15 protein-coding genes, 1 tRNA gene and 1 riboswitch are annotated in these 19,132 nt (G+C 60.4%); of the genes, 1 reads left to right on the top strand and 15 read right to left on the bottom strand.

The features are described 5' to 3' along the window. The 3 genes from cobO to AAE484_RS12100 form a co-directional block, all read right to left on the bottom strand. On the bottom strand, nt 1–612 hold the full coding sequence (gene cobO / locus AAE484_RS12110; RefSeq protein ID WP_341938657.1) for a cob(I)yrinic acid a,c-diamide adenosyltransferase: 612 nt from the start codon (nt 610–612) through the stop codon (nt 1–3). 32 nt (nt 613–644) lie between these two features. Further along, nucleotides 645–2,480: a TonB-dependent receptor plug domain-containing protein gene (locus AAE484_RS12105; protein ID WP_341938656.1), complete on the bottom strand. Its 1,836-nt coding sequence runs from the start codon at nt 2,478–2,480 to the stop codon at nt 645–647. Between the two features lie 127 nt (nt 2,481–2,607). Then, nucleotides 2,608–2,780, bottom strand: a riboswitch (cobalamin riboswitch). Nucleotides 2,781–2,836: 56 nt separating this feature from the next. After that, a complete protein-coding gene (locus tag AAE484_RS12100; RefSeq protein WP_341938655.1) occupies nt 2,837–4,927 on the bottom strand; it encodes a transporter substrate-binding domain-containing protein in 2,091 nt (696 codons plus the stop codon). A gap of 161 nt (nt 4,928–5,088) precedes the next feature. On the opposite strand from AAE484_RS12100, the gene AAE484_RS12095 reads away from it, so the two are divergent. Next, on the top strand, nt 5,089–10,929 hold the full coding sequence (locus AAE484_RS12095) for an alpha-2-macroglobulin family protein (protein ID WP_341938654.1): 5,841 nt from the start codon (nt 5,089–5,091) through the stop codon (nt 10,927–10,929). Between the two features lie 85 nt (nt 10,930–11,014). Here the strand turns inward: AAE484_RS12095 and AAE484_RS12090 are convergent, their stop codons facing one another. The 12 genes from AAE484_RS12090 to rplT form a co-directional block, all read right to left on the bottom strand. Further along, nucleotides 11,015–11,704, bottom strand: coding sequence for an RES family NAD+ phosphorylase (locus tag AAE484_RS12090; RefSeq protein ID WP_341938653.1), 690 nt, complete (start codon nt 11,702–11,704; stop codon nt 11,015–11,017). Continuing rightward, a complete protein-coding gene (locus AAE484_RS12085; protein ID WP_341938652.1) occupies nt 11,698–12,099 on the bottom strand; it encodes an MbcA/ParS/Xre antitoxin family protein in 402 nt (133 codons plus the stop codon). Before AAE484_RS12085 ends, AAE484_RS12090 begins: the two co-directional genes overlap by 7 nt. Nucleotides 12,100–12,191: 92 nt before the next feature. Further along, nucleotides 12,192–12,659, bottom strand: coding sequence for a hypothetical protein (locus AAE484_RS12080; protein WP_341938651.1), 468 nt, complete (start codon nt 12,657–12,659; stop codon nt 12,192–12,194). A 31-nt stretch (nt 12,660–12,690) separates the two neighbouring features. Next, nucleotides 12,691–12,927 (bottom strand): erythromycin esterase family protein, encoded by a 237-nt coding sequence (locus AAE484_RS12075; RefSeq protein ID WP_341938650.1) that lies wholly within the window; start codon nt 12,925–12,927, stop codon nt 12,691–12,693. Then, entirely contained in the window at nt 12,928–13,650 is a 723-nt protein-coding gene (locus tag AAE484_RS12070; protein ID WP_341938649.1) for a hypothetical protein, read from the bottom strand. It lies immediately after the preceding gene. Between the two features lie 238 nt (nt 13,651–13,888). Continuing rightward, nucleotides 13,889–14,218 carry a hypothetical protein gene (locus tag AAE484_RS12065; protein WP_341938648.1) on the bottom strand — a complete coding sequence of 110 codons (330 nt, stop codon included), beginning with the start codon at nt 14,216–14,218 and terminating at the stop codon, nt 13,889–13,891. Nucleotides 14,219–14,237: 19 nt separating this feature from the next. Next, nucleotides 14,238–14,314, bottom strand: a tRNA-Pro gene (locus AAE484_RS12060). Between the two features lie 100 nt (nt 14,315–14,414). Further along, nucleotides 14,415–14,774, bottom strand: coding sequence for a MerR family transcriptional regulator (locus AAE484_RS12055; protein WP_341938647.1), 360 nt, complete (start codon nt 14,772–14,774; stop codon nt 14,415–14,417). Further along, nucleotides 14,755–15,063 carry an integration host factor subunit alpha gene (gene ihfA / locus AAE484_RS12050; RefSeq protein WP_341938646.1) on the bottom strand — a complete coding sequence of 103 codons (309 nt, stop codon included), beginning with the start codon at nt 15,061–15,063 and terminating at the stop codon, nt 14,755–14,757. The genes AAE484_RS12055 and ihfA overlap by 20 nt, the downstream gene beginning before the upstream one ends. Before the next feature lie 11 nt (nt 15,064–15,074). Then, entirely contained in the window at nt 15,075–17,453 is a 2,379-nt protein-coding gene (pheT, locus tag AAE484_RS12045; RefSeq protein WP_341938645.1) for a phenylalanine--tRNA ligase subunit beta, read from the bottom strand. 21 nt (nt 17,454–17,474) lie between these two features. After that, on the bottom strand, nt 17,475–18,488 hold the full coding sequence (gene pheS / locus AAE484_RS12040) for a phenylalanine--tRNA ligase subunit alpha (RefSeq protein ID WP_341938644.1): 1,014 nt from the start codon (nt 18,486–18,488) through the stop codon (nt 17,475–17,477). A gap of 246 nt (nt 18,489–18,734) precedes the next feature. Next, nucleotides 18,735–19,094 carry a 50S ribosomal protein L20 gene (rplT, locus tag AAE484_RS12035; RefSeq protein WP_341938643.1) on the bottom strand — a complete coding sequence of 120 codons (360 nt, stop codon included), beginning with the start codon at nt 19,092–19,094 and terminating at the stop codon, nt 18,735–18,737. Nucleotides 19,095–19,132: the final 38 nt, after the last annotated feature.

Below are 19,132 nucleotides of genomic sequence, written 5' to 3'. Positions count from 1 at the left end.
CTAGTAATCCACACCCTGGCGCGCTTTGATGCCAGCGCGGAAGGCATGCTTGATGTCTTTGACTTCCGACACGGTGTCCATGGCCTCCTGCAGCGCGCTGCCACCGCCCCGGCCGGTCACCACCAGGCTCTGCTCCGGAGGCCGGCTCTGAATGGCATCGATCACTCTCTGTTCGTCCAGGTATTTGTAGGCGAGCATATAGGTGATCTCATCCAGCACGACCAGGTCGATGCTGGCATCGGACAGCATTGCCTCGGCCTGGGCCCAGGTGCGCTCGGCGGCGGCGATGTCGCCGCTGCGATCCTGGGTGTTCCAGGTAAAGCCGGTACCCATCTGATACAGGGTCGCCTGGGGGCAGTGATCGCGCAGGTAGATCTCTTCGCCCGAGAGCTGCTCGCCCTTGATGAACTGCACCACGCCAACCTTCTGGCCGTAGCCCAACGCGCGCATCACCATGCCAAAGGCGGAGCTGGATTTGCCCTTACCATTGCCGGTGAGCAGCACCGCCACGCCGCATTCGGTGTCGGCCTCGGCAATGCGGGCATCCACCTTGGCCTTCTGTTTTTTCATCGCCGCTTCGTGGCGGGCGTCTTTTCTGGAGTCGTCGGTCATGGTGCTTTCTCCGGTTAAAAGCTCAACTCAAGTTAAAAGCTCAATTCCGCGCCCGCATAGGCGGCCGCCCCCGAGGTGTTGTAGCCGGGCACTTCCACATAGTCCTCGTCCAGGATATTTTCCCCGCGCACAAATACCACCACGCCATCGAAGGCCTGATAGCGGACGCTCGCATCCACCACCCGGTAGTCCTTGAGTTCGGTATCACCCTCCATACGATCCTGCGAGGAACGCCAGTTAAGCGACACTGTCAGGGTGTCCAGCGGCAAGTAGCGGAAGCCGACGTTGTACAGATGCTTGGGCTGGCGCGACCGGGGGCTGCCGTCCGAGGCCTCGGCATCCACACGGGTGTAGTTGGCATTGAGCCAGAGGGTATCGTCCAACGGCACTTCGGCAATCAGCTCGAGCCCGCGGGATTCACTCTCCTGCCCGCCCTGGAGATAACCGGTGAAACCTTCAAGATCGAAATAGATTTCGTCATCGATTTTCTGGTCAAACAGCACCGCTTCCATGTGCAGACCGGTCTCGCCAAAATATTCCAGGCCAATATCAAAGCCCCGGCTCTCTTCCTGGCTCAGGGGTTCCATCGGGGTATCCCCGGAACGGTTGTAATCAATCTCGAACAGACTGGGCGCCCGAAAGCCCGTGCCCAGACTGGACTTCAACTTGAGCGTGCCCCGCCCCACCTCCGGGATCAGGTAGGCGCCGCTCAGGCGGTAGCTGGTAAAGCCGCCAAAATCGTCGTTGTCGTCCCGGCGTACGCCGGCGGTGACAAAAAAGCTCTCCTCATACTGCCCCTGATACTCCAGGTAGACACCACTCTGATCGCGCTTTAATTCCCGCACCTGATCGGTGCGCTGCTCCAGGCCATAAACAACGCCGTGGGCCTCGGTCAGCTGCGCATTGCCATTGAACGTCCACTTGGCGATTTCGCCCTCGGTATCGTAAGAAACTTCACCACCGGCGTAATTTTTACGGGCCACATCGGTTCTGGAAAAGGCCAGAGTGTTCTTCCCCAGTTCATTGGTATGGGTCACACTCGCCCGACTGTTGCGCTGATCAAAGTTACCGATGCAGTCGTCAATGGCAGGGAAGCCGCAGCGGTCGAACTCCGACTCGGCGTCCGTCTCGCGCAACACCGCCTGCGCGCGCCAGTCGTCATTCAGGTTGAGACCGCCCCGGGCATGGAAGGTGGTGTTTTCATAGCCATCGGCTTCGCCCGAGGTGTCGTCGGTGTGGGAATTGAAACCTTCAGTGCTGGCGCGGGCACCAGACAGATAAAAGTCTCCGCGCTCATTGCCACCGCCCACATGACCCGAATAGGTCTTGGTGTTGTAGCGCCCGGTTTCCAGACTGGCGCCGCCTTTGAGGCCCTCATCGACGTGATCGGTGGTGATGTCCAGCACCCCGCCGGCGTCCGCGCCGTACATCATGCCCTGGGGGCCCCGAAGCAATTCCACCCGGGCGACATTACTGCTGAGCAGATGATGGACCTGGCTGCTGACCTGGGTGGCGGTCGGGTCGGAAATATCCACTCCGTCCACCCGCACCAGGGTGCGAAAGCCCGCCTCGCCACGAACCCGCAGCGAGGTGGCCTTGCCCATGCCACCGTTATTGGTCACCGAGACCGAGGGCAGCGTACGCAGGACATCGGCCAGCGATTGAAAGCCCAGCGCTTTGATGTCGGTCTCAGTCAGTACCGAGACCGAGGAACCCAACTGGCGCTGTTCGGTTTCGGTGCGCGAGGAAACCACGGTCAGCGTCTCCAGGCCGGGCGCGGCGTAGTCGTCAGAATCGGTGTCTTGTGCCTGAACAGGCAGTGCCAGAGTGGCGGCCACGATGGCCGAGGAAAGCAGTGTTTTGTTCACGATCAACCCCTGAGGTTTAAACGATTAAACTGGGATCGAGGGAGGAGAAGCAAAGCGACGCGGCACTGTTGGAACGATCGAACCAAAAGCGCGTGAAGAATTGCCGGATGGTAGCCCTCCGCTCCATCAACGAATGCGACATAGGGCCGGTATCGGGCTGACAGAGTCGGCGTAAAAACACCTCGCTCTGATCACCGTTGCGGGGGCAGCGCTGGATTGTCCAGACTTCCCGTTTAACCTGCTCAGCCCCGACCGATGAGTCCATCGGGGGCAGCAGGCACCGTATGTCAGGGCGGCAATTTAGGGCAGCGGCCACCCAAAGTCAATTGTTTGGCACTACCCCTGAGGGGATACCCCTAGGGCTCGCGTTCAACCAGGCGCGCGTAGGCCCGGTATCGATCCCGGATATGGCGGACATAATTTACCGGTTCCCGACCGCGCACAAACCCGAAACGCGCGTGACGGTGGTATTGCGGGTCGGAGAGCAACAACATCGCCTCCTCCACATTACCGAACCAGCGGTCCGGATCCAGGCCCTGCTGCTCGGCCAATCGGCGCGCGTCCCTGACATGACCCACACCGGCATTGTAGGCGGCCAGGGAAAACCACATCTGCTCATCCACGGGCAGACGCTCGGGAAAGCGATGGCGCAGCCACTCCATATACTTTACCCCGGCATGCACACTCACCTCGGGGTCATCAAGCGGCGTCAGCCCCAGCTCCTGACCCGTGCGGGGCATGACCTGCATCAGGCCCTTGGCCCCCACCCAGGAGGTAGCATTGGGGTCAAACTCGCTTTCCTGATACATCTGCGACAACACCAGCCGCCAATCAAAGCCGTACTGCTCGGCGTAGGTTCGGGTCAGGTCGTCCCAGGGCGAGAGCTGACCACCGCCGACCACATCCACCCGGCCATCCCGGTGTTTGCGGATGCGCGAATCGTCCTGGAAATAACGCTTATACAGAATATTGTAATGCAGGCCGCGATACTCGCTGTTCCAGAATTCGTTGGTCGCTTCGAGCAGTTCAGGATTGTCCTGACGCACCGCCCAGCCGTGGCTGATCGGCTCGCCCAGCGACAGCAGCCCCTGGATATCGTCCCGCCAGGTCAACTCGGATTCGAGGATATGGCTGTCCGCGATGGTCAGGTCGTAGGCCCCCCGTGCCACCCGGGCGATGATTTCTTCGGTCTCGACATTGGAGGGCACCGCTTCGAGGGTCAGATCCACCCCCTCGTCCACCAGCGCCTCGGCGGTTTCCCAGTAACTGCTGGAGCGACGCAGATGCAGCGTGCGACCGGACAGTGCTTCGGGGTTGTCCATCGCCGGCTCATCGGCGCGGCCCACGACGGTCTCGGTCGCGTAGTGATAGGGACGGGAAAAAGCCACGCGCGACTGACGCCCTTCGGTGCGGGTCATGAAGGAGGCGATCATATCGCCCTGGCCTTCGCGCAGCATGGGGATCATGCTCTCGTGGTTATCGGCTACCACCATCTGCAGGCGCACACCCAGACTCTCGGCAAAGCGGCGGGCCAGCTCGTACTCAAACCCCACCAGCTCGCCGCGATAGAGATAGTAATTGGCGGCATTGTTGCGAGTGATCACCCGCAGAACCCGGCGCTCGCGAATACCCTCCAGGTCCTCCGTATGAGCGTCCACCTCGGCCCGGGTCAGACGCTCGCGGGTCAGATAGCGATTGAGCTCCTTGAGCAGCTCCGGGCTATCCGGGCGCACGGCCCAGGCCAGAGGACGCTCCTCACCCAGAGCGAAGTGGGTTTTGACATCCTCCCGGTAAGTGCGCACCACGTCCATGACATTGCTGTCCTGCAGCGCAAAGTCATACTTCCCCGCCACCAGTCCATCGAGCACATCGTCACTGGTCAGGGTAGGATCCAGGGGCACAATCGACACCTCATCCCGCCCGGCCAGCAGCGACTGCGACAGCTCCCAGAAACTGGTGTCGCGCATCACGCCCACTGTGTGCCCTCCCAGATCCTCAAGGGAACGGACCTGAGGGCCCTCGCTGAGCCCCACCACCACTTCGCGGGTTTCATCCACGCCGATGGTAAAGCCCACCTTCTCCGAGCGGGACGGCGTGACCGTCAGGTTGGCGGCCACCACATCCCCCTGTCCTGCCAACAGCGCCTCGAGCAGCCCACCATAGTTGGCCACCGGCACCAACACCGGTTTCAGCCCCTCTTCCCGGGCAAACCGCTCCGCCATCCGCTGTTCGATATCCAGGGGGTAACCCGCGCGCGGCAGGTAATCATCGGCGGCCTGATGCACCAGAATGCGAAACTCACCTCGTTTTTTGATCGCCTCCAGGTCCCCGGTCTCAATGTAGCCGGGCTGGGCGCCCGGCAGCTCGGCCTCCGACTCCGGCGCCTCGGAACTACAGGCGTTCAGCAGAATCACTGACAATGCAAAAGCGGTTGTGAGCAAGCGCATGCGCACTCTCCTTTCAGACACAGTAAAGACAGTGTACTGCTTCCCGGCGGATTTGGCCCACTGGCGGGGCACAAGTCGCTTGCCGCGACTGGAGTCGGGTGCAAGAATTGGGCACTGCCAATACCGCTAAAAAACAGGGCCAGGATATGACTCACAACAGGGTGACAGGACTTCTCTTATTGCTGCTGAGCGCCGCAGCGCTGCTGGGCAGCGGCTGCCAACACCGGGGCGAGGATGCCACCGGGACGCTGACCGTCAACGAAACCCGGGCTCTGCTGGAGAGCCTTCCACCTCTGCAGGAGGCCCCCGAGGACCGACAGGCGTTCCAGCGGCGTCCCGAGTCACAGCCCCCACCGCCCCCCGGAGAAATCCTTCAGAGCGCGTTCCCGCCCCCGGCCACTGATCGGGACCCACCCACAGAGACGGCTGAGGCTCCCAGACTGACCCGCTTTGCGCCCGAAGGCGAGCTTGAGAGCGCCTCTCTGGTCAGCCTGACGTTTTCGACGCCCATGGTGGCCCTGAGCGCCCATTCAGAGCAATTGACCGAGAAGCCGCCCGTGACGATCACCCCCGCCGTTGAGGGCGACTGGCGTTGGGTGGATACCCGCACGCTGGTGTTCGAGCCGGAAGCGGGCCGATTCCCCATGGCAACGGAGTACACTGTCGAGGTGGATGGTGCGTTCGCCTCCGCCGCCGGTTTGCCGCTGGGTGAAGACACCGACTGGCACTTCGCGACGCCGCCCCTGCAGATCGAGCAGACGCATCCGGGTGCGGATGAGCCAGTCTCCCGGCAGCCGGTACTGGTCCTGGTGTTCAATCAGCCGATCGATCCCGAGACACTGCTCCCGTTTATTGAGTTGACGGCAAAGGGAGAAAGGTATTCGCTGGAGGTGGCCAGCGACCAACAGATTGCGGGCGACCGCAATGGCGCCTCCGATCGGATTGATTCCCTCCCGTCGGGGCATTGGCTGGCCCTGCGTCCGACCACACCGCTGCCGCGAGCCAGCAAAGCCGAGCTGACTTTGGCCGCCGGTGCCCCAGCCGTCGAAGGTGCACGTAAAGCCCCCAGGGCCCAGAGCCGGGCCATCAGCATCGCAGCCCCCCTGGAAGTCACCGAGACCCAGTGCAACTGGAACAATGAGCCCTGCCGGCCGGGCGACAGCTGGTCCATCATCCTGAACAACCCCCTGACGGACGACTGGTCGGAAGAGCAACTGAGCATCGAGCCGGCACTCCCTGACGCCAACATCTGGCAACACGAAAACAGAATATCAATTCAGGGAAGTACCGAACCGGCCACCGACTATACCGTCACACTGAAAGCCGGAACCCAAGATCGCTTTGGCCAGTCGCTATCAGAGGACGTAACGCTCTCCTTTGAAGTCAAAAACCACTTCCCCCTGTTGGAAGTTCCCGGCAATGACCTGCTGGTTCTGTCAGGAGAAACGCTGCTTGAGCTGCCGGTGGTGACGCGCAACATAAACCAGTTCGATGTGGAAATCCGGCGGGTTGAGCCGAAGGACTGGTCGTCGTTCGTTCGCTACCAACAACAGATTCGTCGTCGCGGTCTGAACCCTCCCTCGGACGAGGAAAAAGCCTCCAAGCCCGGGACCCTGATCGAGCAATACACGAAAACAGTGCCCGGCGAGCTCAATACTCTTGTGCAGAACCGACTGCCCCTCAGGGACGCCTTGAACGAGCAAGGCCTGGGACACCTGGTCATTCTGATCAGTGCGCCCGACCCGGAAACCGAGGTCCCTCAGCGACACCGCTATCGCCATGCTTCCAAAGCCCTGTGGGTACAGGTGACCAACCTCGGACTTAGTGCCCAGTTGGACCAACAGCAGGCACTGGTGTGGACCACGGACCTGAACCGGGGCACCCCGCTCTCCGATGTCTCTGTCACTCTGGGAGAAACCTCGGCCTCTACCGATAGCGAGGGTATGGCCTCACTGGCATTGATCGAGAAGGAAATCGAAGACCCGCTGTTGGTCGCGCGACAGGAACAGGACGCGGCTTTCCTGCCCCTCGGTCGTCACTCTGGAACCTGGAGCTCTTCCTGGTATAGCTCTCGCGAAAAAGGCTACCGTTATCCGACGCTGATTTTTGATGACCGGGGTCTCTATCGTCCCGGCGAAACCGCCCGCATCAAAGGGATCGTCCGGGAACTGACCCCGGGTCCGCAGGGAGACATTCACCTTCCGGACGATGTGACCCAATTGGAGTGGCGCTTTCACGACAGCCAGCGCAATGAACTGGCCCGGGGACGTGAGACGGTCGGAGAGTCGGGCGCTTTTGAAGTGACCCTTCCCATCCCGCCCACGGCGTCATTGGGACGGGCCGCGCTGGTGGTCGATCTGATCAGCAATGACAACACCGTCGATCGCGGTGAGCACTACCATGAGATTCAGATTGAAGAGTTTCGTCGCCCCGAATATGAAGTGACCACGGCCCTGCCGACCGAACCCTATATTGCCGGGACCGATCTGGAAGCCAGTGTCTCGGCGCGATACTACGCCGGTGGCCCACTGCCCAACGCCGAGGTCAACTGGCAGGTCAGCCTGCATACCGGGCATTATTCACCTCCCGACTGGGACGGTTATACCTTTGGCCACTGGCAACCCTATTGGCTTCGAAGCCATTTTTATGACGAAGAGCAATGGCGGCAATCGCTGAGCGGCCAGACCGACGAAAACGGTCAACACCATCTGCCCATTGTTCCCAATGCCGAGCTGGAATTCGAACCGATGGTGTATCCCCACCGGCTTGTCACCGAGGCGAGCGTGACCGATGTCAATCGCCAGCAGTGGGCCTCAACCAGCGAGCTGTTGATCCATCCGGCCAATGCCTACATTGGTGTCAAACCGGAGAGCCTGTTCGCACAGAAGGGGGAGATGATAGAACTGGATCTGATGGTGGTTGATATTCAGGGTAATCCCCTGCCCGATCAGAAAGCCGAAGTTACCGCCGAGCACATGAAGCGGCACGACGGCGACTGGCAACCCACCTCAAAACAGACCTGCACTTTTACGTCGGGCAAGTCGGACAAAAAGGTACAGCAATGCCAATTCAACACCGAGCAGGCTGGCAAGTACCGACTGACCGCCCAGGTGACCGACTCAGAGGGACGCCGGAACCAGACCCGAATGGATCTCTGGGTCAGTGGCGAGCGCCCCGACGCACCCCCGATCGATGACGCCGACCAGGAAGAGATTCGACTGATACCGGACCGGGAACGCTATGCCCCGGGCGATACCGCCAGCATCCAGATCACCACGCCCTTTGCGCCGGCCGAGGCGCTGGTGACTGTACGCCGACAGGGTATTGCCTCCTACGAGCGCATCCGCCTGGAAGACGGCACCCATACCCTGGAAGTTCCGATTGCAGAACATTCGATCCCCAAGCTGGTGGTGGATGTGGAGGCCGTGGGTCAAATCGATTCCAGACCCGTTCAGTCCCAAGGCCGCCTTGACCTGCCGGTCAGCAGCGAGAGTCGCGAACTGGATGTGGCACTCACCCTGGAGTCCGCGCAATTGAAACCCGGCGAACAGGCTCGCGTGCAGATTGAAGTGAAAGACCATCAGGGAGCCGCGGTCGATGCCGGAGAGGTGACGCTCTACGCGGTCGACGAATCAGTTCTGACGCTGGCCGGTTATCAGCTTCCACTGCCTCTGCCGATTTTTTACGGCTTCATTGAAGAGGGTGTGGTGGACTATCGATTGCGGGACAACCTGCGTGTTGTTGAGCAAACGCCCCCTCCAGAAAGACTGGAAGAAATGGTCGCTTTGGGTAGCAGCGATATCGTGACCCGCTACGAAGCATCGGAACGAGGTTCGCCATCTGGCAAATCTTCCACAGCATCGATGAGAACCGACTTTGATGCACTGGCCACCTATTCGGCATCCATCGACCTGGGCGACGACGGCCGAGCCGAAGCCGCCTTCACCCTGCCCGACAACCTCACCCGCTACCGGGTCATGGCGGTGGTTCACCGGGAACAGCAATTCGGCACCGGAGAAACCGAACTGGAAGTCGGCCTGCCCTTGATGGTCCGCCCCTCCCTGCCGCGTTTTCTGAACCTGGGCGATACTGTCGAGCTGCCGGTGGTGGTGCAGAACACCACCGCCCAACCCATGACCGTCGAGCTGGCCCTGCGCGCCAGTAACCTGGAACTCACCGATGCGGCGGGCCGACGGTTGACCGTGCCCGCCAACGACCGGCGCGAAGTCCGGTTCAGCGCCCGCCCGGAATCGGCGGGCACCGCCCGCCTTCAGGTAATCGCCCAGTCCGATAACCTGCAGGACGCCGCCGAGCTGGAAATCCCCGTGCTGACCCCGGCCACCACCGAGGCCTTTGCCCAGTACGGCAGCCTGACCGAGGGGGCCGATTTCCATCCGGTCAGCGTGCCCGGCAACGTCTATCCGGACTTCGGCGGCCTGAACCTGAGCACCAGCTCCACCCAGTTTCAATCACTGACCGACGCCTATCGTTACTTGCTCGACTACCCCTACGGCTGCACCGAGCAGTTGGCCTCCCGACTGATGTCGATTGCGGCCCTGGGCGATCTGATGACGGCCTTCGCCGGCGATGAGATGCCCTCGGGAGAAACCATCAAAACCCGCGTGAAAGACATTTTGACGCGAATGGCGAAACTGCAGAACGCCGACGGCGGTTGGGGTTTCTGGCGCGCCAGTGAGAACTCCCAGGCCTATGTATCCGTGCATGCAACCCACGCCCTGCTTCGCGCGCGTGATGCCGGCTACGCCGTGGATGACGAGATGCTCAAACGGGCGATTCAGTATCTGTCCGACCTGAACCAACAGCTGCCGGATGGACTCGACTCAAGACAACAGCATGCGGTCCTGGCATACGGCTTTTATGTGCAGACACTCGCCGGCAACCCGCAACCCAAAGCGGCGCAACAGTTGTTTGATAACGCAAAGGAAGACGAGCTGAGCACGGAAACTCTGGGCTGGCTGCTGTCGGTCACCCACGATGCACCCGACACCACTGAAATGCGAGCGGAAATCGAGCGACGCCTGAATAACCGCGTGCGCGAAACCGCGGCCACCGCACAGTTTGTGGAGGATTACCCCGAGGGTGGCCACTGGGTGCTGCACGGGGCCCGCCGCACCGATGCCGTTGTCCTCGACGCCCTCCTGCGCACCGACCCCGATCAGACACTGGTGGAAAAACTCGCCCGGGGATTACTGAACCAGCGCCACAAGGGCCATTGGGGCAACACCCAGGAAAACGTGTTTGTACTGCAGGCGCTGAAACATTACTTCCACCAGCGCGAGGCCGAGGAGCCGCAACTGACCGCCCGCGCCTGGCTGGGCGATCTGTTTTTGGGAGAGCACGAGTACCAGGGCCGGACCACCGAAACCAACGCCATAGAAGTGCCCATGCAGCACCTGCTCAAAGGGCCGAAAAATCCGACACTGGCGCTGCAACATCAAGGTACCGGACGGCTCTATTACCGGCTCGGACTTCGCTACGCCCCCGACGACCTGCAACTGGACGCCGCCTCTCACGGTTTTCGGGTCAAGCGGGAGTACGAGGCCATCAACCGCGACGACGATGTTCGCAAGGGCTCCGACGGCGTCTGGGAAATTCGCGCCGGCGCGGCGGTTCGCGTCAAACTGACACTGACCGCCCCGGCCCGGCGCCATCACGTGGCTCTGGCCGACTATCTGCCCGCCGGCCTGGAGCCCATGAACCCGAACCTTGAAGGCACCGCCAGCGTCGAGCCTTCAAGAGCGGTCGAAGGCCGCACCCGCTACTGGCAACCCCACTGGTACAACCATCAGCAGATGCGGGACGAACGCGTGGAAGTGTTTGCCACCCAGTTGGAGGGCGGCGTCTATCAGTATGAATACACCGCCCTGGCCACCACGCCCGGCGAATTTATCGCCCCGCCGGCCAAAGCCGAAGAGATGTATCAACCCGAGACCTTTGGACGAAGCCCGACGGAGACTGTGCGGATCATGGAAAAGCAGTAGGAAAGTTTGCTCAAAAGCAAAAGACCGCCGCCCATCATTAAACGGCGGTCTTTCGATGAGTACTGAAAGCTAAAAGTACTGAAAACTAGGAGTGCTGCAGACTGATCTTGTTGATACTGGAGATCGCCTCGCCATCCCAGATGAACTCATAGTGCGCCGCCTGAACCACGCGGCGCACCCCTTTCGGGGTGAACAGCGCCCAGCACAGGGCGCCGGCGTTGCGCACGGAACGATACTTCAAGCCTTCCCCGCCGCGCTTGCGTAGACTCAACCCCAGTGCGCGACTGTGGCTGTAATCATCCGGGGCATAAATGGGGTCGTCTTCATCGAGCCCGGTGGCGTCACTCAGGCTGCCCCCGAAGGCGCAGCGCAACCCCCGAAACACCAGGCGGTCGTACTTGAGCCCTTCCACACCCGAGAGATAGCGGTTCTGATGGTAACTGATCTCGCGGATCGCCGTCTCCATCGAGTCGGCCAGATACAACACTCCGAAAGTGCCATCACTGAACCGGCTGCCCTCGGGGTTCACATGGGTAAACGAGGCCATGGCATAGGAGCAGCCGGTAATCCCGAACGGAATCTCCTCCCGGGGGACCAGATTCAGATCACCGGCCTGGGTCAACAGACGCGGATTGGTCATCGCCTGCAGCGCGTACAGATCTTCAAAGTCTTCGGCGCTGGCGACATCCTCAAATAACGCAATGGTGGGATAGCGTGAACTCACCAGCCGGTAGGACTTCGGTTCATCCACCTCGATTTCAGGCAGCCTTACCATTGCCCGCCCCGCAAGGCATCAATCCGCTTGAAGGTCTCATAGAGCGCGGCAAACGACCCGGTGCTGATCAGCTCCAGCGGCTTCCGGCCGTTGAAGTAGGGGTTGTGATTCGCCATCTTCATGAACCCATAGCGGTTCTCCGGGTTCTCAAACACCATCCCCAGACTGGCGTGGATGTTGAGCAGATAGCTGATGCGCTCCAGATGATCGTGACTCAGCTGCGCACTCTCCGGCGCCTGGCGATACTTGTAGTAAGTCGCCCGCGGCAGGCTCAAAATGGCCTGCTGCTGCGTCTTGGTGCAGCCCCACCGCTCCAGGATATTAAACGCCGCCTTCAGGCCCGCCACCTGCATGGGGGCCTGATCGGCCTCGGGACTGAACTGAATATTGGCCATGGGATCACCTCTTCCGATCAGGTCTCATTATAGACCATTTTCGAGAAATGATCCAGCTATGGACATTTCAGTCCCAACACCCAAAGCGGCCACTATTGCGATTCGTCGCCCAGCTCCTCCTCCGACTCCTGCAGACTTTCGCTGAACGACCGATAGGCGTCGGAGAAACCGCCTTTCACGTGCTGCCAGGCCTCGCCGGCGCTGTTTTTCATACCGCCATACCATTCGGCCAGCTTCATGCGCCGTTCGCGCAGCGCCTCCAGGCTCTCAAGGGTCTGCTCACGGGTCTCCGCGTCCATCTCGCTCCAGTTTTCACGAACCTTCGCGTCCAACGCCTCAATGCGCTCATCCAGTCGATCCAGGGCGTCTCTCGAGCGTTCAAGCGCCTCTTCCCGCTGATCAGCGGTGTAGGAGCCGAGCGAATCAAGCAGCTCCCGGGTCTCCCGTTTGACCTCCTCGGCCGAGGATTCGTCTTCGGGAGTTTCCGAATTGCATGACAGAGTGGCAAACAGCATGACTGAGGTCATGACAGCGCCCAGGGTCCGCATAATGGGTTTCATGTGATACCTCTCATCCAGATTGACTAAAAATTTACACACCGAATGGATAGGTTTCGGGACTGGTCCCGGTCCACCTCGATACATTGTCCAACGGTTCCAGAGCACGGGTGCGATCGAAATGAAACACCGCGTCGAACTGCTTTGACAGCGTACAGCGAAAATAGTGGCTCTGGCGCTCGGTTTCCGGAAGGTACAGTACCCCGATTGCCCGCTCCAGGCGGGGCGAACGGAGCAGCTCATCGATTTGGCTGTCCGTTACCGGTTGCATTTAAAGAACAGACTCAGTCATGCGTCCGACGTAAACGCACCCAAACGGGTTACGGTAGTACCCCTTCGGTATCAACACTAACGTAGTGATCCGCTTCCGCTCATCAAGAGCCGTCCGCTGGTGAATTTCAAAGCGGTTATTCTGACCCGCCGTCACTCGCACCGTGGATTCATCTGGCTGCTTCCACGGCACAGTTACTTGCGATTCGACGCCGAGAGTGGCAAATACCGCCGTGTTTTCGTCAAAGTTAAGCACTGTTGTGGCACCGCAGTCCTGAGAGGAGAATTCGACGTCCCTCAAAGACACGGGAGGCTGCTCCTTCAGCACCTGAGCGTCATCCCCCACAGCACCAGAATCAAGGTAAAGCCCAACATTCCCTTGTGTATAGCGATGGTTCTGCCCCTCACGGGCGATCACCGTACTAATACTCTCGCCATGTCGACGAAGCACGGCATCAATTTGGTCGATATCGTAATCACGATTGAAACTCGCGTCGTGAACCAGGGTATTCCCCATTCCCGTGAACGGTGACTGATTATCCCTGACTGATACACTGTAACCTTTCTCCTCCAGCTCACTCACCACACGTTCAAGTGAACCGCCCTCAAGGCCTCCAGGGTGAATGTGTATTGTCCGTCTCCCTTCAAATGGCAGAAAAACGCAGGCGCCTAACGTTAAAAATAAAGTAAAAAGCCCCAGGGACCGGCTTGAAAAAAACATCATTCTTCTCCTTATACTAAGTCTTCCTTAAGGAAACTGTGATTAATCACTCGATTGCTTTATCGAGATTCAGAAAATCACTGCCAGGGGATAATTTCGTCCATCTCCTCGAGAAACCGCTCTTTACGGGTTTTCTTGCGATGTTTTTCAAAACCATCGGCCAGAGATTGTTGACGCATTTTTAAACCTCACGGTCAGGGATTTTGACAACGCGTGTATTATCGCAAATTTTGGGAACTAATCAGAGTGTCCCTAAGTTTTTGATTTTGTGGAGAATCACTTCGGCGTTCCAGACACCTTCAGGTAACGGCTGCTCGATGAACGACTTGAAGGGATCGAGCTTACTGCCCCGGGGTTGATTTTGGCGTCCAGTTTTGGGGGCAGGCAGCGCCAGATCTTCCAGAAACACCCGCAGGACCTGCTCACGATGCGGTATTCGCACCTGGCGCCGGAGCATCTGCAAGAGGCGGTTCAATACCGTCCAAAACTGAAGAAATAGCGGAGGGGCAAAAAAAGGGGCAAAATAATCCCCTACAACGAAAAAGCCCCTGACTTTCTCTAGGAAAATCAAGGGCTTAAACGTGGGTATTTGGTCGGAACGGCAGGATTTGAACCTGCGACCCCTACACCCCCAGTGTAGTGCGCTACCAAACTGCGCTACGCTCCGATTGTGGTTCACTGTGGCCGGTGCCTTTTGGGGCTGTCCGTCACAGGGATGGGCATAATACCCGATTTTTGTGATTTTGCAACCGTCTAACCTGCTGGATTTAGCGGGTTTTCAGCACTTCCAGCACCTCTTCCAGCTCGGCGATCATCTGGTTGACCAGCTGGCTGAACTGGCTGGCGTCGTGCTGGGCGGTTTCGCCCTCCATCTGCTGGCGGGCGCCGCCGATGGTGAAGCCCTGGTCGTACAGCAGCGCCCGGATCTGGCGGATGGTGAGCACGTCCTGGCGCTGGTAGTAGCGTCGGTTACCCCGGCGCTTGACCGGCTTGAGCTGGGGGAATTCCTGCTCCCAGTAGCGCAGTACGTGGGGTTTCACCGCGCATAGTTCGCTGACCTCACCGATGGTGAAGTAGCGCTTGCCGGGGATGACCGGCAATTCGTCGTTATGGCTTGGTTCCAGCATAGGCTTCTACTTTGGCCTTAAGTTTTTGTCCTGGACGAAAGGTGACAACGCGACGGGCACTGATGGGAATTTCTTCCCCGGTCTTGGGGTTGCGCCCGGGGCGCTGGCTTTTATCTCGCAGGTCAAAGTTGCCGAAACCGGACAGTTTTACCTGTTCGTTGGTTTCCAGTGACCGCCGGATTTCCTCGAAAAAGAGCTCGACGAGCTCCTTGGCCTCACGCTTGTTGAGGCCCAGCTCTTCGTAGAGTTTTTCGGCTAAGTCGGCTTTTGTGAGAGCCCCGCCCGTCATACGTTGTGTCCCTATCTGAGGGTGGCACTAAAGTCTTCCTCCATGCGCTTAACCACACGCTCCACGGAGGCGTTGATTTCTTCTTCGTTAAGAGTGCGGGAAGGATCCTGAAAGGTCAAGCCCAGCGCCACACTTTTTCTATGCGGATCAATACCTTTGCCCACATAGACGTCAAACACCTTTAAGTCCCGCAGCTGCTCTCCGGCGTTGTTTTTGACGCAATCGAACAGGCTCTGGGCCGGAACCTCACGATCCACCAGCAGTGCCAGGTCGCGGCGCACCGAGGGGTAGCGCGAGAGCGGCTCGAAGGCCGGCGCTCTGGCGTCTTTGAGCGCATCCAGCGCCAGCTCGAACACGAACACCGGCCCCGGGATGTCCAGCGAGCGCTGCAATTGCGGGTGCAGGGTGCCGATGACGCCGATCCGGGTGTCGCCGCGGTAGACGGCGGCCGACTGGCCCGGGTGCAGCGCCGGGTGGCTCTCGGGCTGCATCCGGAACTCGTCGGCGGCGTCGGTCAGCGCCAGCACGGCCTCCAGATCGCCCTTGAGGTCGTAAAAGTCCACGTTCTCTTTGGCGTTGGCCCAGCCTTCGGGCTGACGGCTGCCGTAGATCAGACCTGCCAGCATGGGCTCCTGGCGCAGCCCGCCCTCGCCCGGCACAAAGCGCTGGCCGGTTTCAAACAGGCGCACCCGCTCCTGCTGGCGGTTCAGGTTGTACTGGAGCGTGGTGACCAGGCCGGGCAGCAGGGTCGGCCGCATCACGCCCATATCAGCGCTGATGGGGTTCTGCAGCGGCACGGGATCCAGATCCGGCTCAAACTGTTTGCTCAGGCCGGCCTCGATGAAGCTGTAGGTGATGGCCTCCTGAAAGTCACGGGCCACCAGCTCACGCCGGATGGTCTCCAGCGCTAACTGCCCTTCCGGCCGCGCGGGAATGGCCATGGCGGCCGAGAGGCTGCGGGTGGGCAGACGGTTGTAGCCGTAGATGCGCGCCAGCTCTTCGAGCAGGTCGGCCTCGATGGCCAGGTCGAACCGATAGCTGGGCACGGCGAAGGTCCAGCCGGGCTCGGTGCGCTCGACCAGGGTCAGGCCCAGGCCCTCCAGAATGGCTTCCACCTCCTCGTCAGGCAGCTCCAGGCTCAGGCCGCTGACAATGCGCTCGCGGCGCAGGGTGACCTGCCGGTTCTGGGGCAGGTGCGCCTCGTCCCAGGCTTTGACCAGAGGACCCGGCTCGCCGCCGACAATGCTCAGCAGCAGCTCGGTGGCGCGCTCCATGGCGGCTTCCTGCAACTCGTAATCCACGCCGCGCTCGAAGCGGTGGGAGGAGTCGGTATGCAGGCCGTAGGCGCGCGCTTTACCGGCAATGGCGATGGGGTTGAAGAAGGCGCTCTCCAGAAAGATGTCTCTGGTCTGGGGGCCGACGGCGCTGTCTTTACCACCCATGATGCCGGCCATGGCCAGGGGCCGATCGTGGTCGGCAATGACCAGCGTGCCCTCGGTCAGGGTGACTTCCTGCTCGTCCAGCAGCACCAGGGTTTCCCCGGCATCAGCCATACGAACATCAATGCCGCCGCGCAGGGTGTTCAGGTCAAAGGCGTGCATGGGCTGGCCCTGCTCGAGCAGCACGTAGTTGGTGACATCCACCACCGGATCGATGCTGCGCAGGCCCGCGCGCCGCAGCTTCTCCTGCAACCACAGGGGGCTGGGGCGGCTGATATCGATATTGCGCACCACCCGGCCGATGTAACGACTGCAGGCCTCCGGCGCACTCAGGGTCACGGTCAGGTTGTCATCGGTCAGCGGTTTGACCGGCGCGGTTGTCACTTCGGTGACCGGCAGCCGGTTGAGGACGCCCACTTCGCGGGCCACGCCTTTGAGGCTCAGGCAGTCGCTGCGATTGGGGGTCAGATCCACTTCGATGATCTGGTCGTTGAGGCTCAGGTAATCGCGCAGGTCGGTACCCACGGGCGCATCCAGCGGCAGCTCCCAGAGGCCGTCATCGTCCTCCCCCGCTTCCAGTTCGGTCTGGGCACAGAGCATGCCAAAGGACTCCACGCCACGCAGCTTGGCCTTTTTGATCTTAAAGTTGCCGGGCAGTTGGGCGCCGACCACGGCAAACGGCACCTTGATGCCCTCGCGCGCATTGGGTGCGCCGCAGACCACCTGCCTGAGCTCCTCGCCATCGCCCGCGACCTTGCACACACGCAACTTGTCCGCGTCGGGATGGGGCTCGACCGAGACGATCTCGCCCACGACCACACCGGTGAAGTCGCCAGCCACGGGATCCACGGCGTCCACTTCCAGACCCGCCATGGTCAGCTGGGCGGCCAGTTCATCGGTGGTAATGGCGGGATTCACCCATTCCCGCAACCAGGATTCGCTTAATTTCATAGTCGGACTCTTAAAAGACTCTTAAAACTGCTTGAGGAAGCGCAGATCGTTTTCGAAGAACAGGCGCAGGTCGTTCACGCCGTAGCGCAGCATGGCCAGGCGCTCGACCCCCATGCCGAAGGCGAAACCGGTGAATTCCTCGGAATCCACGCCGCTTGCGCTGAAGACTTCAGGGTGGACCATGCCGCAGCCCATCACCTCGATCCAGCCCGACTGTTTGCACACCCGGCAACCCTTGCCGCCGCAGTGGGTGCAACCGATGTCGACCTCGGCCGAGGGCTCGGTAAAGGGGAAGTAAGAGGGCCGAAAGCGCACGGGCACGTCGGCTTCGAAGAAGGACTTCAGGAACTCATCCACGGTGCCCTTGAGGTCAGCGAAGCTGATGCCCCGATCGACCACCAGCCCTTCGATCTGATGGAACATGGGCGTGTGGGTCAGATCCGAGTCGCAGCGATAGACCCGCCCGGGGCAGATGATGCGGATGGGCGGCTTCTGGTGCTCCATGGTGCGCACCTGCACCGGCGAGGTGTGGGTGCGCAGCACGTGGGTATCGTCCACGTAGAAGGTATCGTGCATCGCCCGCGCCGGGTGATGGGAGGGAATATTCAGGGCCTCGAAGTTGTGGTAATCATCTTCGATCTCCGGACCCTCTTCCACGGTGTACCCCACGGCGGCGAAGATGGCTTCGATGCGCTCCAGGGTGCGCGTGACCGGGTGCAGACCGCCGGTGCTGTTCGCCCGCCCCGGCAGTGTGACATCCAGGGTCTCCGCCGCCAGTTGGGCATCAATGGCCGCGCGCTCCAGCTCCGCCTTGCGGGCGCTGAGCGCTTCCTGCACCTGGCCTTTGGCTTCATTGATCTGCGCGCCGGCGGCGGGTCGCTCCTCGGCGGGGAGTTTGCCCAGGGACTTCATCTGGGCACTGATACTGCCCTTCTTGCCCAGGTACTCCACCCGCACCTTGTCCAGGACCGCCAGATCGTCGGCTTCTTGTACCTGTTTAAGCGCTGCTTCGGTCAGCGCAGTAAGATTATCCATCAGTCAAACCCATCTAGTTTGAGAGCAACTTGCCCTAAACACATCTATTTGTGGCGGAACGCTACCGCTCCTGCTTGGTCCCCTTCGCGCTCCCGGCGCTCCGGGACACTTACCACATCCCTGTGGGGCGTCCACGCGTTCGCGGTATACCGTTCATCTTGGCCATAAAAAAAGGAGGGACTGCATCAGCCCCTCCTTTTCATCGCGCTCGTTCAAACACCCGGGGGTGCAGGACGTTGTTGACGATTAAGCAGCCAGAGCTGATTTAGCCTTTTCAACAACGACCGCAAAAGCGGCTTTGTCGTGCACGGCCAGATCGGCCAGAACGCGACGGTCCAGAACGATGTCGGCTTTCTTCAAGCCGGCAATCAGTTGGCTGTAAGTCACACCCTCAGCACGAGACTGAGCGTTGATACGCGCGATCCACAACTGACGGAAGCTACGCTTCTTGTTGCGACGGTCGCGATACGCGTACTGACCGGCCTTGATAACCGCTTGTTTGGCTACGCGGAATACCCGTGACCGGGCTCCATAATAACCTTTTGCTGCTTTAAGAACTTTCTTGTGGCGGCGACGAGCCTCCACACCACGTTTTACTCGAGCCATTTAAAACCTCCTCAAAAAATAAGTGTCTGCGATCAACC

The organism is Marinimicrobium sp. C2-29 (assembly GCF_038419845.1).
Classification (GTDB): Bacteria; Pseudomonadota; Gammaproteobacteria; order Pseudomonadales; family Cellvibrionaceae; genus Marinimicrobium.
Note: the sequence above shows the minus strand (reverse complement) of the source record. Positions and strands in the feature narration are given on the sequence as shown.

Bases quoted from the DNA above. Each gene is read 5' to 3' on its own strand.
- AAE484_RS12090 (WP_341938653.1), bottom strand. From the start codon at position 11,704: ATGGTAAGGCTGCCTGAAATCGAGGTGGATGAACCGAAGTCCTACCGG.
- pheS (WP_341938644.1), bottom strand. From the start codon at position 18,488: ATGGATAATCTTACTGCGCTGACCGAAGCAGCGCTTAAACAGGTACAA.
- ihfA (WP_341938646.1), bottom strand. From the start codon at position 15,063: ATGACGGGCGGGGCTCTCACAAAAGCCGACTTAGCCGAAAAACTCTAC.
- cobO (WP_341938657.1), bottom strand. From the start codon at position 612: ATGACCGACGACTCCAGAAAAGACGCCCGCCACGAAGCGGCGATGAAA.
- rplT (WP_341938643.1), bottom strand. From the start codon at position 19,094: ATGGCTCGAGTAAAACGTGGTGTGGAGGCTCGTCGCCGCCACAAGAAA.
- AAE484_RS12075 (WP_341938650.1), bottom strand. From the start codon at position 12,927: ATGCAACCGGTAACGGACAGCCAAATCGATGAGCTGCTCCGTTCGCCC.
- AAE484_RS12055 (WP_341938647.1), bottom strand. From the start codon at position 14,774: ATGCTGGAACCAAGCCATAACGACGAATTGCCGGTCATCCCCGGCAAG.
- AAE484_RS12070 (WP_341938649.1), bottom strand. From the start codon at position 13,650: ATGATGTTTTTTTCAAGCCGGTCCCTGGGGCTTTTTACTTTATTTTTA.
- AAE484_RS12100 (WP_341938655.1), bottom strand. From the start codon at position 4,927: ATGCGCTTGCTCACAACCGCTTTTGCATTGTCAGTGATTCTGCTGAAC.
- AAE484_RS12080 (WP_341938651.1), bottom strand. From the start codon at position 12,659: ATGAAACCCATTATGCGGACCCTGGGCGCTGTCATGACCTCAGTCATG.
- pheT (WP_341938645.1), bottom strand. From the start codon at position 17,453: ATGAAATTAAGCGAATCCTGGTTGCGGGAATGGGTGAATCCCGCCATT.
- AAE484_RS12085 (WP_341938652.1), bottom strand. From the start codon at position 12,099: ATGGCCAATATTCAGTTCAGTCCCGAGGCCGATCAGGCCCCCATGCAG.